This window comes from Mycobacterium simiae (assembly GCF_010727605.1).
Taxonomy (GTDB): domain Bacteria; phylum Actinomycetota; class Actinomycetes; order Mycobacteriales; family Mycobacteriaceae; genus Mycobacterium; species Mycobacterium simiae.
Genome location: NZ_AP022568.1, coordinates 2,049,348 through 2,062,576, shown reverse-complemented (window position 1 = coordinate 2,062,576; position 13,229 = coordinate 2,049,348). Strand labels below are relative to the sequence as shown.

The following is a 13,229-nucleotide window of genomic DNA, read 5'->3' as shown; positions in this document are numbered from 1 at the left end:
CGGCGATCCCTACGTCACTGTCGAGCAAACGACAATGGAGGGGCATTGGACACCGTATTGGGTGTGTCGATGGCGCCGACGGCAGTCCGGATGGTGCTGGTCGAAGGTGAAAACGGAGACGGCGCCACTGTCGACGAAGACAACTTCGACGTCGCTTCGGACGACGATGCCGCAACGACCACCGCCGCTAATCAAGTAGTCTCCGCGATCCTGGGGACACAGGAAGGCGCGGCCCAAGGTGGCTACCAGCTGACGTCGACCGGCGTCACCTGGACCGACCCCACCGAAGCGGCCGCGCTGCGTGACGCGCTGGCCGCCCACAAGGTCGAGAACGTCATGCTGGTCTCGGCCTTTTTGGCTGCGGCCGCTCTTGCCCAGGCGGTCGGCAACCAGACCAATTACGCGCAGACCGCGCTGCTGTTCATCGAGCCCGACACCGCGACGCTCGCGCTCGTCGACACCGCCGACGGGTCGATCGCCGACGTACACCGCCAGGCCCTGCCCGACGACGACGACGCGGCTGTCGCCCAGCTGGCGACGATGGTCTCGGAGGCCGAGGCGCTCGAAACGCGCCCGGGCGCGGTGTTCGTCGTCGGCTCCGGTGTCGACATCCCGCTGATCAAGCCGGCCCTGGAGGCCGCGACTACGCTTCCGGTCGCAATGCCCGAGGAGCCGGACACCGCGCTGGCCCGCGGAGCGGCGCTGGCGTCGGCGCACGCGCCACTGTTCTCGTCATCCACTGCGGCGCAGGCCTACGCCCAAGACCCGGGCACCGGCGCGATTGACCCGTTCGCCGTTGCCCCCGGCTACTTCGACACCCCAGATTCCGGCGAGGGAGCACTGGCCTACAGCGCCGTTCCCGACGACTACCCCGACGCCTACACCGGCGAGCACGCCGCAGCCACCACGCTGACCGAGTATCGCGACCGCAGGTCGTTCGGACTGGTCGGTAGCATCGTGGCGGCGATCTTCATCGTGGGGGTTGCGGCCCTCGTGGTGTCGCTGGCGGTCGCAATCCGGCCGACGTCGGGTGTGAAACCGGCTCCGAGCCAGAACATCGTCGCCCCGGCCACACCCGCGCCCGCGGCTCCGGCCCCCGCGGCCCCCGCACCCGAGGCGGCCCCCATTCCGGCACCTGCCCCGGCGCCGCAGGCTCCGGCGCCCGAACCGCAGGCTCCGGCGCCCGAACCGCAGGCGCCCGTTGCCGCTCCGGTGCCCGAGGCTCCCGCGCCCGTCCCGGAAGCGCCGGCCCCGATACCCGAGGCGCCCGCACCGGTCCCGGTGCCGGCGGCACCGCCTCCCGCTCCCGTGGCGCCGATCCCGGTTCCCATCCCGCTGCCGATCCCTCCGGTGATCGGCATCCCCGGTGGGCCGATCGGCCCTGGGCCGGGCGGCGGCAACCCCGGTCGTGGCCTGATCCCCGGCGACCCGGGGCGTGGCGGCGACGGTATCCCCGGCGGCGGTCACGGTGGCGGGTTCCCCGGCGGTGGCGGCTTCCCCGGCGGTGGCGGCTTCCCCGGCGGCGGCCATGGTGGCGGCTTCCCGGGTGGCGGTGGTCACGGTGGTTTCGGCGGCGGTCACGGCGGATTCGGCCGCCGGTAGTTTGCGGCCGCCACCCTGTCACCTCCCGTTTGCCTGCCGCTTAGCGCCGCGATGCAGTCAGCTCATCGCGGCCCCCTAGACACGGTGGTATGCGATGCACCGTCTTCGGCACGGGATACCTGGGTGCCACGCACGCAGTCGGGATGGCGCAGCTCGGACACGAAGTCATCGGCGTCGACGTCGACCCCGGAAAAATCGCCAAGCTCGCCGCGGGGGACATTCCCTTTTATGAGCCCGGGCTGCGAGAACTGCTGACCGAAAACCTGGCGGCAGGGCGGCTGCATTTCACCACCGACTACCACGCGGCGGCCGACTTCGCCGACGTGCATTTCCTGGGTGTCGGCACCCCGCAGAAGAAGGGTGAATACGGCGCCGACCTTTCCCATGTGCACGCCGTCATCGACACCCTGGTGCCGTGCCTGACCAGGCCGGCAGTGCTCGTCGGAAAGTCGACGGTGCCGGTGGGCACAGCCGCGGAGCTGAGTCAACGCGCCGCCGCACTGGCGCCGGCGGGCGTGGACGTCGAGGTGGCATGGAACCCTGAGTTCCTCCGCGAAGGGCGCGCGGTCGCCGACACCCTGGAACCGGACCGCATCGTACTTGGCATCCAACCGGATTCGGTGCGCTCGGAGGCCGTCGTCCGCGAGCTGTATGCCCAGCTCCTCGGCGCCGGCGTGCCGTTTCTGGTCACCGATCTGCAGACAGCGGAATTGGTCAAGGTATCGGCCAACGCCTTTCTGGCAACCAAGATCTCATTCATCAACGCGGTTTCCGAGGTATGCGAGGCCGCGGGTGCCGACGTCACGGTGCTGGCCGACGCGCTGGGCTACGACTCGCGGATCGGGCGCAAATTCCTCAATGCCGGACTGGGCTTCGGCGGCGGCTGCCTGCCCAAGGACATCCGGGCGTTCATGGCTCGGGCGGGTGAACTCGGGGCCAATCAGGCGCTGACGTTTCTGCGCGAAGTGGACAGCATCAATATGCGCAGGCGCACCAAAATGGTCGAGCTGGCCACCACGGCGTGCGGCGGCTCCCTGCTGGGCGCCAACATCGCCGTGCTCGGCGCGGCCTTCAAACCCGAGTCCGACGACGTGCGCGACTCACCCGCGCTCAACGTGGCGGGCCAGCTGCAACTCAACGGCGCCGCGGTCAACGTCTACGACCCGAAAGCCCTGGAAAACGCGCGCCGTCTGTTCCCGACGCTGAATTACGCGGTCTCGGTGACCGATGCGTGCGACGGCGCGGACGCGGTGCTGGTCCTGACCGAGTGGCCGGAGTTCACCAGCCTCGACCCAGACGACCTTGCCGACGCGGTTCGGGCCCGGGTCGTCGTCGACGGCCGGAACTGCCTGGACGCGGCGCGCTGGAGTCAGGCGGGCTGGCGGGTGTTCCGGCTCGGCGCCCGGCGGCCCTAACCGGTGGGGCGAGTAGCCTGATCCCGTGGATTACGCGGCAGCATTTCTAGACGAAAACCGTGCGTTTGCGGCACTTTTCGATGGTGTCGACCAGTCCGTCCCGGTGCTGACGTGCCCGGGCTGGAGTGTCAATCAACTGCTGCGGCATGTCGGCCGCGGCGATCGCTGGGCGGCGCAAATCGTGCGGGACCGTCTCGATCAGCCTCTCGATCTGCGCAGCGTCGAAGGGGGCAAACCGCCGCCGGACCCGGCCGACGCGATCTCCTGGCTGCACGGCGGGGCGCAGCTTCTCGTCGACGCCGTCGAACTGTCCGGCGTCGAGACACCGGTGTGGACGTTTCTGGGGGAGCGTCCGGCAAACTGGTGGATTCGCCGCCGGCTGCACGAAGCGGCGGTGCATCGCGCGGATGCGGCCTTCGCCCTGGGCCGCGACTTTGTCCTCCAACCCGACATCGCGGCCGATGGAATCTCGGAGTTCCTTGACCGCATCTCCGTCCAGGCCGGCGCCAACGGGACCCCGCTGCCGCTCGAGGATGGGCGCACCTTGCATTTGCATGCCACCGATCCCGGGCTCGGCGAAACGGGTGAATGGACGGTCCGTGTGTCGGGCGGGCGCATCACCTGGGCACACGAGCATGGCAAGGGCACGTTGGCCGTGCGCGGCGGCGCCACCGAGCTATTGCTCGCCATGACCCGGCGAACCTCGCTTGCCGCAATCGGCATCGAGACGTTCGGCGACGACGCCGTGTGGCAACACTGGGTGGAGTGCACGCCTCTCTGACAACGCCGGGGAAACCGCGTGCTCGAAATCGGGCACACGGTAACTTGCAGAACATGACCACTTCGGAGATCGCCACCGTGCTGGCGTGGCACGACGCGCTCAATGCCGGTGACACCGAGACCCTGGCAACCCTATCCAGCGACGACATCGACCTGGCCGACGCGCACGGTGCCCAACAAGGTCACGAGGCGCTGCGCAGTTGGGCCAACGCCCAGCGCGCCAGCACAGAGCTCGGGCGGATGTATGTGCACGACGGCATCGTCGTCGCCGAGCTAAAGATCGGTGGTGCCGACGACCCCCGCGCGGACTCCGCCAACGCGCTGGCGTTCCGGGTGGTCCACGATCGCGTCACCTCGGTTTTCCGTCACCAGGACCTGGCGTCGGCGCTGGCGGCTACCGAACTGACCGAGGACGACCTCGTCACCTAAGGCATAGGAGCCATACATGCGCGGAATCATTCTGGCCGGCGGCTCGGGCACGCGTCTGCATCCGATCACGATGGGCATCAGCAAGCAGTTGCTGCCGGTGTACGACAAACCGATGATCTACTACCCGCTGTCCACGCTGATGATGGCCGGAATCTGCGACATCTTGGTGATCACCACCCCGCATGACGCGGATGGCTTTAAGCGACTCCTCGGCGACGGCTCGCAATTCGGAATCAACCTCAGCTACGTCCAGCAAGAAAGACCCGACGGCCTTGCCCAGGCTTTTGTCTTGGGCGCCAAGCACATTGGCAACGACTCGGCGGCCTTGGTGTTGGGCGACAACATCTTTTACGGCCCGGGACTGGGTACCAATTTGAGTCGCTTCCAAAAGGTCAGCGGTGGCGCCATCTTCGCTTACTGGGTGGCCAACCCGTCGGCATACGGTGTCGTCGAATTCGGTGACGACGGGATGGCGCTGTCACTGGAGGAGAAACCTGAAACGCCAAAGTCGAAATACGCGGTTCCGGGCCTGTATTTCTACGACAACGAGGTCGTCGAGATCGCCAAGGGATTAAAGAAATCCGAGCGCGGCGAATACGAAATCACTGAGGTCAATCAGATCTACCTCAACCGCGGTCGGCTCTCGGTCGAGGTGCTGGCCCGCGGCACCGCCTGGCTGGACACCGGCACCTTCGACTCGTTGCTGGACGCCAGCGACTACATCCGCACCTTGGAGCGCCGGCAGGGCCTCAAGGTCGGGGTGCCTGAGGAAATCGCGTGGCGGCAGGGGTGGATCACTGACGAGCAGCTGGCCACCCGAGCCAACACCATGCTCAAGTCCGGATACGGTGGTTATCTGCTGGAGCTGATGGAGCGGGGCTGACGCCCTCCGGCCTGGCCAGCACCGCCGCGATCCCCGTCGTCAGCGGAACCGATAGCGCCAGCGCAATTCCGCCGACCGCCGAGCGCACCAGCTCGATGGCCACGTTCTCGCTGATCAGCACATCGCTCAGCGACCGGTTCGCGACGCTGAACAACAACAGCAACGGCAGCGAGCTGCCGGCGTAGGCCAGCACCAGCGTGTACACCGTGCTGGCGATGTGATCGCGCCCCACCCGGATGGCGCTCAGGAAGATCGCCCGCCGCGACGTGTCGCCACCGAGGTGGGCGAGCTCGAAGACCGTCGACGCCTGCGTCACGGTCACGTCGTTGAGGACACCCAGCGATCCGATGATGAATCCGGCGAGCAACAGTCCGCTGATGGACACACTGCCCAGATACGCGCTGACCGCCGAGTTCTGCTCATCCGACAACCCAGTCAGATGCGCCAATTCAATTGCCGCCCAAGATAATCCGGCAGCCAAGAGCAACGACGACAAGGTGCCCAGCAGGGCGGCGCTGGTGCGCAGGCTGACCCCGTGCGCCAGATAGATGACGACATAGAGGATCGTTGCCGACGCCACCAGGGCCACCGGGACCGCGGGTGCCCCGTCGCGCAAAGCGGGTAGCAGGAACGTCACCAGCACCAGAAACGCGACCACGATGCCTACCAGCGCCAGCAGCCCGCGCCACCGTGCGACGGCCACGATGACCACCGCGAAGGCCAGCGCCAGCCCGACCAGCGACCAGCCCCGCTCGAAGTCGTAGAACGCGTAGCTGGTGGCGCCCTGGTCGTCGACCTGGCGGACGACGCGGATGTGGTCGCCGGCCGCGAATTGCGGCTGACCCGGACCTGGGGAGGACTCCAGCAGCGTCGTCGCGCCCGCATTCGGTCCCGAATCGATCGCGACCAGCGTCTCGACACATCGCCCGCTGCCCGGCACTGCCGGTTGCGGCGCCGTGGTGAGGACCTGATTGGCCGACGGGCTGCCGCAGTCCCCCAGCCCGCTGGAGAGCACGTGTGCCCGTTGCGTGCTCACCGCCCCGCCGGTCGCATTCTGATATGGCATCGGGATGTCGACATGCTGGTGGCTGGGCCACAGCAGCGCCGCGCCAGCGAGCACGGCTATCCCGATCACCACCAACAAGCCGACGACGATCTTCGCGGGCAGCGGCCCGAACGGAGAGGGACCTGACGACAGATTGTGCGAGTGCGAGTGAGTCACCCGGTCCACCGTAGAGGCGGCCGGACCCTGGCTATTGTCGGTAGCTGCTCAGGAAGTTGCCCAGCCGGTCGATCGCCGCCGACAGGTCACGCGCCCAAGGCAGCGTCACAATGCGCAGATGATCCGGCGCCGGCCAGTTGAAGCCGGTGCCCTGGGTTACCAGAATCTTCTCCTGCAGCAACAGATCCAGCACCAGCTGCTCGTCGTCGGCGATGTCGTAGACCTCGGGATCCAACCGCGGGAACGCGTACAGCGCACCGTCGGGTTTGACGCAGGACACCCCGGGAATCTCGTTGAGCTTTGTCCACGCGACGTCGCGTTGCTCGAGCAGTCGCCCGCCGGGTAGCACCAAGTCCTCGATGCTCTGGTAGCCGCCGAGCGCGACCTGAATGGCGTGCTGGGCGGGAACGTTGGGACACAGCCGCATGTTGGCCAGCAGGCTGATTCCCTCAATGAAGCTGCTGGCGTGGTCTTTAGGACCGGTGATGGCCAACCAGCCGGCGCGGTAGCCGGCGACCCGGTAGGCCTTCGATAGACCGTTGAAGGTCAGGCACAAGACATCGTGGGCAAGGGTGGCCAGGCTGATGTGCTTGGCATCGCCGTAGAGGATCTTGTCGTAGATTTCGTCGGCGAGCAGCAGCAGCTGGTGCTTGCGCGCCAGCTCGACCAGCTGGGTGAGGACTTCCCGGCTGTAGACGGCGCCGGTGGGGTTGTTCGGGTTGATGACCACCAACGCCTTGGTGCGCTCGGTGATCTTCGATTCCAGGTCGGCGATATCGGGCTGCCAGCCCTGCGTTTCGTCACACAGGTAGTGCACCGGCGTGCCGCCGGCCAGCGAAGTCGAGGCCGTCCACAGCGGGTAGTCCGGGGAGGGAATCAGCACCTGATCACCGTTGTCCAGCAGGGCCTGCAGGGTCATCGTGATCAGCTCGGATACTCCGTTACCCAGGAAGACGTCGTCGACGTCGAAGCGCGGGAAGTCGTCGACCAATTCGTAGCGTGTGACCACTGCGCGGCGGGCCGGCAGGATGCCCTTCGAATCCGAGTAGCCCTGGGCGTAGGGCAGCGCTTGAATCATGTCCCGCATGATCACGTCCGGCGCCTCGAAACCGAACGGGGCAGGGTTACCGATGTTGAGCTTGAGGATGCGGTGGCCCTCAGCCTCCAGCCGCGCCGCGTGCTGATGCACCGGGCCGCGGATTTCATACAGGACGTCCTGCAGTTTGGACGACTGCGCGAAGGTGCGCTGCCGGTGGTGGCCCGACGCACTGTGTACGGGCACCTGGTGAATGGTCACGTCACCCATGGTGCCACCGTCGTCCACTGATTTTTGCTGATAGAGGCCAATCCGTGATCAGCGCTTACCCGGTGGACGAGCGCCGCGGGCAATGCCGAGCCCCTTGACGGGTGCTGCCGGTGCGGCGTCGTCGGCGGCTTCGGTGGCCGGTTTCGGCTTGGCCTCCGCCGGCTGCTCGGCGGGTGCGGGCGCCTCGGTCTTGGGCTCGGTTTCGGTGCTGGCCTTCGCGTCAGCGGCGCTCGCCTTCTTCGCGCCAGGGCGCCTGGCACCGGCGGCGATGCCCAACCCCTTGACGGGTGCGGCCTGCGCCTTGGGCGCTTCATCAGCCTCGGCAGCCTTGGGTGCGGCGGCTGGGGCGCTCTCCGCCTTGGCCTCGGTGGCCGGTGCCGCGGCAGCCGGAGCCGCCGCGGCTTTCTTGGCGCCGGGCCGCTTGGCGCCGGCGGCCAGCCCCAGGCCCTTGGCCGGCGCAGCCTTGGCCTCCGCGGCAGCTTCCGAGGTGGCTGTTGTCGAGGTCGTCGTTGCCGAGGCGGCGGGCGCTTTCTTGGCGCCCGGCTTCTTGGCGCCGCCGGCGATGCCCAGCCCCTTCGCGGGGGCCGGGGCCACCTTGGCGGCGGGTTTCTCCGGCTCCGCGGCCGCCGGCTCGACGGTCTCAGCTGGGGCCTCGGCGGGCGCTTCCGCCGGCGCTTCCGTGACAGCTTCCGTGGGGGCAGTGGCCTTCGGCGGCGTCGGTTCGGCTTTCGCGGCCCGTTGCTGCGCCACCTTTGCGGCGGCACCCTTTTCCGGCAGCGTCGCCTTGTCGTACTCGAGCGATCCCAGCAAGATCTGGGCGACGTCGAGCACTTCCACCCCGCTGCGGCCGGCCTCTTCCTGCCGGTCGTTGACCCCGTCGGTGACCATCACTCGGCAGAACGGGCAGCCGGTCGCGATTGTCGCGGCGTTGGTGGCCAGCGCCTCGTCGACGCGTTCGTGGTTGATGCGCTTGCCGATGTGTTCTTCCATCCACATGCGTGCACCGCCGGCCCCGCAGCAGAAGCTGCGCTCGGCGTGCCGTGGCATCTCGGTGAGGTTGGCCCCCGCGAAGCCGATCAGCTCGCGCGGCGCCTCGTACACCTTGTTGTGCCGGCCCAGGTAGCACGGGTCGTGGTAGGTGATGTCCTGGGAGACGGGCGTGACCGGCACCAGCTTCTGGTCCCGCACCAACCGGTTGAGCAGCTGGGTGTGGTGCAACACGGTGTAGTTGGCGCCCAGTTGGCGGTACTCCTTGCCGAGGGTGTTGAAGCAGTGCGGGCAGGTGACCACGATCTTGCGGTCGACGGTCTCGACGCCCTCAAACACGCCATCCAAGGTCTCGACGGCCTGCTGGGCCAGCTGCTGGAACAGGAACTCGTTGCCGGAGCGGCGGGCCGAGTCGCCGTTGCAGCTCTCCCCGGTGCCGAGCACCAGATACTTGACCCCGGCGATGGCCAGCAGCTCGGCGACGGCCTTGGTGGTCTTTTTGGCCTTGTCGTCATAGGCGCCGGCGCAGCCGACCCAGAACAGGTACTCGAAGCCGTCGAAGCTGTCGACGTCTTCGCCGTAGACCGGGACGTCGAAATCGACCTCGTCGATCCAGTTGGTCCGGTCGCTGGCGTTCTGGCCCCACGGATTGCCTTTGGTCTCAAGGTTTTTGAACAACACCGAGAGCTCCGAGGGGAACTCCGACTCCATCATCACCTGGTAGCGGCGCATGTCGACGATGTGATCGACATGCTCGATGTCGACCGGGCACTGCTCGACGCAGGCGCCGCACGTCACGCACGACCACAGCACGTCGGGGTCGATCACGCCGCGCTGCTCGGCGGTGCCGACCAGCGGTCGGGTGGCCTGCTCCGGGCCGGAGCCCAGCACGCGGCCGAAGCCGGATTCGGGGACGTGGTGTTCTTCGGCGTGCTTCTCACCGCGCAGTTCTTCGCCGAGTCCGCCCTCCGGCGTGGACTCGAGAGGCGTCTCCTTTTCCCCAAGAATGTAGGGCGCCTTGGCCATCCAGTGGTCGCGCAGGTCCATGATGACGAGCTTGGGCGACAGGGGCTTGCCGGTGTTCCAGGCCGGGCACTGCGACTGGCAGCGTCCGCACTCGGTACAGGTGGCGAAGTCGAGGTTGGCCTTCCAGGTGAAGTCCTCGATCTTGCCGCGCCCGAACACGTCGTCCTCGCCGGGATCCTCGAAGTTGATCGGCTTGCCGCCGGACTCCATCGGAAGCAGCGGGCCGAGGCCGTCGGGCAGACGCTTGAAGGTGACGTTGATCGGCGCCAGGAAGATGTGCAGGTGCTTGGAGTGCAGCACGATCAGCAGGAAGATCAGCGCCACCGCGATGTGGGCGAGCAGCGCGAAGGTCTCCACCCACTCGTTGACCGTCGGCCCCAGCGGATGCATCAGCGCGCCCATCGCGTGGGAGAAGAACGCCCCGTGGCCGTACGGGAAGTTGCCGGTGTTGACCGCGGCGCCGCGGAAAATCGCGTAGCTGAAGATGACCAGGAAGATCATGAACAGGATCAGCCAAGCGCCGCCGGTGTGGGAGCCGTAGAAGCGCGACGAACGACCGTACTCCTTTGGCTCACTGCGCAACCGGATGATGGTGAACGTGGTGATGCCCGCCAGCACCGCCAAAGCGATGAAGTCCTGCAAGAAACCCAGCGCGTTCCAGCGGCCGACGATCGGGATGTGGAAGTTGGGCTGGAACAGCGTGCCGTACGCCTCGATGTAGACCGTGATGAGGATGAAGAATCCCCACATGGTGAAGAAGTGGGCTAGGCCGGGGATCGACCATTTGAGCAGCTTGCGCTGACCGAACACCTCGGAGACCTGCGCCCAGATGCGCGAACCGACGTTGTCAGTACGGCCGCTCGCGGGCTGGCCGGCCATGACCAGCCGATACAGCCACCAGACGCGTTTGAGTGCCAACGACACCACAACCGCGGTCAAGCCCAGGCCTAGCACCAGTCTGATGAGCGTCTGTGTGGTCACAGAAGGTCTCTCCCCACGCCTCGTCACCAAGCGAAAATTCGTTCGATCTTCGCTAGCTCATAGTGACATCTGCGCTGCTACCGTCGCGAGAAAGGTTGCCCTAACTCCCGTCGATGCAGGTCGTTGACCAGCGGCTTAGTCGTTCGGAGCCAGCAACGCACGAATCATAGAGAGCATCTCCGAGCGTGACCCGGCACCCAACCGGCGACGGATCCGCGCCACGTGATGCTCGACCGTCTTCGCCGAGATGAACAGTTGCGCGCCGATGTCGCGGTACGGCATACCCAGCAGCAGGAGTTCGGCAACCTCACGTTCGCGCCGCGACAGCTGGGAACCCGACGGCGGCTGCGCCGGCGAAGTGGCGCCGCGCGATTCGTCGCCCGGTGCCGCAGCGGGGGCGTCCTCCGGTGCGGCACCGCCCTTGAGGTCGCGGCCGAGCTGCAGCATCGCACCGGATACCTTGCCGTCGGGTGTCTGCAGCGCCGCCTGCCCGGCCAGCCGGGTCGCGTCGGAGGTCAGGCCGACCTGCGCGAGCGCCCGGGCCGCCGCCCTGACCTCGTCGACGTCGACCTGATTGGCCAGGACCCGCAGCCAGGTACGACCAGCGCCCGACAGGGCGTGGGCCAGTGGGCTGACTCCAGTGGCCGCGCCGAGGGCCTGACCATGCGGCGCGACCAGCTCCGGCGCGTTGGCGAGGATGCCGGCGTGCACGCCCGCCCAATGCAGCGGCGTTGACCACAGCGCCGGATTGCCGAGCGAATCCAGCAGAGTGAACGCCTGCTCCAGAGCATGGCGCAGCCGTTCGACCTGACGCAGGCGGGCGGCTGCCACCCACAACTCGCCCAACGGCAACAGGGCGAACAAATCGATGGAGTACTCGGCGAGCACTTCGATGCCCGCGTACCAATGCTTGTGCAGCGCACCGGTATCCCCGCTGCGACGAGCGATCGCCGTTTGCAGCGCCGCCGCCCAGAGTGCGTCGCGCCGGTACAGCTCGACGGAACCGGCCGCGGTGACGTCCGCGGCAGCCGAGACCAACTGCCCGTCCTGCATTTTGATCCAGCCTGCCAGCAGCATGTGCCGAGACCGGAACACCGCGTCGCCGTCGGCGCGCACGGCCCGACCGATCACGCTGCGGGCGCGGACCGGATCGCCACCGTGTATCGCGGCCAGGGTGACCAGCCCGGCGGGGCTGTCAGGCATGAAGTCAATGGCGGATTGTGCGGTCGCGATGGCCTGGCCGAGTTTCGCGATCGCTACCGGGTAGGGCCGATCCATGGTCAGCAACAATCCCTCGGCGAGACTGCGTGCGGTCCGGGCGGCCATGGTCGGCAGCCCGGAATCGTTGGGCCGCAGAGCATCACGCGCGGCGGCTAGATCACCGGTAGCGGCGAACACCATCGCGGCAGCCGCACCGACGACGGCGTCCGGTTGCGGGCCCAGCCAGCCGAACAGTTCTGCCGCCTGCCCGGCGTTACCCTCGTGGGTCGCGACGCTGGCCGCGATCCGCACCGCTGCGGCGCGTTCGGCGGCATCGGGCGAGCCGAACAGACCGTCGGCCAATGCGGCGGCGGCCGCGCACGCTCCGCTGCGGGCCAGCGCGTCGGCCACGGGCGCGGCCAGTCCCGCGCCTCCGGCATCCAGTGCCGCCCGGTATAACCTCGCCGCTCTTGATGATTCATGTCGTGCATCTGCTGCCTGCCGAGCGAGGAGGGCCGCCAGCCGATCATCTTGCAGCCCGTGTTCGGCCAGTCGCAGCGCGAGCTGTGGCGACATCGTGGACAGGTCGAGTTGTGAATGCAGCAGCGCGCTTTCGACGTCGCGGTGATGGGCATTGCCGACGATCTGCGCCACGGCGCCGTGTACCTGTTGCAGAAACTCCGGGCTGTGCGACGGTTCGACGAGTCCGCCGGCGCGGACGCGATCCACCAATCGGCGCGCATCGGAGGGCGAATATCGAAGTGCCGCAGCGATATCCGCGGAGCCGAGGTCTTGGCTCAGCGACATGATCAGTAGCGTGTCCAGGTATGGTTCGTCGAGCCGGTTCAACCGCGCGATCAGCGCGAAAGTGGCCGCCTCGGCCGCAGGTCGGGTGCTTTGCACGGTCGCGTGCACTAGGAAGGGAAGTCCCGCGGTGCAGCGCATCAGGTCCTCGGTCACAGTGAGCGGTGTCAATGACAGGCGCGGTCGGTCCCGTTCCATCGCCACGGTCAAGTCGCGCAGCTGCGCCTGGGGCTCGGCGGCCAGCACCACGGTGCAGCGCGGGTCGGTGACGCGTGGGGTCAGGGCGAGCAGTTCGGCCTCGGTGAGCAGATGGGCGTCGTCGATCACCACCGCCGCGTCCGGCGGATCGCCGGGTTGCGGAGGACGCGCGATCACGGTCAGCCCGGCGCCGCGCAGCGCGTCGCGGGCAGCCGCCAGCGCGGTGCTTTTGCCGGTGCCGATGCCGCCGCTGATCAGAACCTTCGCCGGGACGGCGGCCGCGGTGGCCAAGGCATCGCACACTTCGTCGGCAATTGCCGTCACATCCCCGGAACGGGCAGCCGCACTCATCTCGCGCACCCCCTGCATTCGGCACCGCTCGGGTTTTCCCACCAT

Annotated in this window: 9 protein-coding genes; 5 read left to right on the top strand and 4 right to left on the bottom strand. The window is 67.7% G+C overall.

Translation table 11 applies throughout. From position 1 onward, the window contains the following. The first annotated feature begins 45 nt into the window (after window positions 1–45). From G6N33_RS09610 to rfbA, 5 genes are all read left to right on the top strand, one after another. A complete protein-coding gene (locus G6N33_RS09610; RefSeq protein WP_170310403.1) occupies window positions 46–1,602 on the top strand; it encodes a DUF7159 family protein in 1,557 nt (518 codons plus the stop codon). 89 nt (window positions 1,603–1,691) lie between these two features. After that, the gene (locus G6N33_RS09605; protein WP_101528433.1) at window positions 1,692–3,017 is read left to right on the top strand and encodes a UDP-glucose dehydrogenase family protein; all 1,326 of its coding nucleotides are present in this window, start codon (window positions 1,692–1,694) and stop codon (window positions 3,015–3,017) included. A 25-nt stretch (window positions 3,018–3,042) separates the two neighbouring features. Next, window positions 3,043–3,798 carry a maleylpyruvate isomerase family mycothiol-dependent enzyme gene (locus G6N33_RS09600; RefSeq protein WP_044509542.1) on the top strand — a complete coding sequence of 252 codons (756 nt, stop codon included), beginning with the start codon at window positions 3,043–3,045 and terminating at the stop codon, window positions 3,796–3,798. A 53-nt stretch (window positions 3,799–3,851) separates the two neighbouring features. Then, a complete protein-coding gene (locus tag G6N33_RS09595) occupies window positions 3,852–4,226 on the top strand; it encodes a nuclear transport factor 2 family protein (RefSeq protein ID WP_044509543.1) in 375 nt (124 codons plus the stop codon). A gap of 16 nt (window positions 4,227–4,242) precedes the next feature. Continuing rightward, a complete protein-coding gene (gene rfbA / locus G6N33_RS09590; RefSeq protein WP_044509544.1) occupies window positions 4,243–5,109 on the top strand; it encodes a glucose-1-phosphate thymidylyltransferase RfbA in 867 nt (288 codons plus the stop codon). On the opposite strand, the gene G6N33_RS09585 is transcribed toward rfbA, so the two are convergent. The 4 genes from G6N33_RS09585 to iniR form a co-directional block, all read right to left on the bottom strand. Then, on the bottom strand, window positions 5,060–6,331 hold the full coding sequence (locus G6N33_RS09585) for a YibE/F family protein (RefSeq protein WP_044512761.1): 1,272 nt from the start codon (window positions 6,329–6,331) through the stop codon (window positions 5,060–5,062). The genes rfbA and G6N33_RS09585 overlap by 50 nt on opposite strands. Before the next feature lie 31 nt (window positions 6,332–6,362). Beyond that, window positions 6,363–7,655, bottom strand: coding sequence for a pyridoxal phosphate-dependent aminotransferase (locus G6N33_RS09580; RefSeq protein WP_044509545.1), 1,293 nt, complete (start codon window positions 7,653–7,655; stop codon window positions 6,363–6,365). A gap of 30 nt (window positions 7,656–7,685) precedes the next feature. Then, on the bottom strand, window positions 7,686–10,631 hold the full coding sequence (locus tag G6N33_RS09575; protein WP_044509546.1) for a heterodisulfide reductase-related iron-sulfur binding cluster: 2,946 nt from the start codon (window positions 10,629–10,631) through the stop codon (window positions 7,686–7,688). A gap of 135 nt (window positions 10,632–10,766) precedes the next feature. Continuing rightward, window positions 10,767–13,184 (bottom strand): isoniazid response ATPase/transcriptional regulator IniR, encoded by a 2,418-nt coding sequence (iniR, locus tag G6N33_RS09570; RefSeq protein WP_101528439.1) that lies wholly within the window; start codon window positions 13,182–13,184, stop codon window positions 10,767–10,769. Window positions 13,185–13,229: the final 45 nt, after the last annotated feature.

Excerpts from the sequence above, each read along its gene's own strand:
- rfbA (WP_044509544.1), top strand. The coding sequence starts at position 4,243 with ATGCGCGGAATCATTCTGGCCGGCGGCTCGGGCACGCGTCTGCATCCG.
- G6N33_RS09595 (WP_044509543.1), top strand. The coding sequence starts at position 3,852 with ATGACCACTTCGGAGATCGCCACCGTGCTGGCGTGGCACGACGCGCTC.
- iniR (WP_101528439.1), bottom strand. The coding sequence starts at position 13,184 with ATGAGTGCGGCTGCCCGTTCCGGGGATGTGACGGCAATTGCCGACGAA.
- G6N33_RS09605 (WP_101528433.1), top strand. The coding sequence starts at position 1,692 with ATGCGATGCACCGTCTTCGGCACGGGATACCTGGGTGCCACGCACGCA.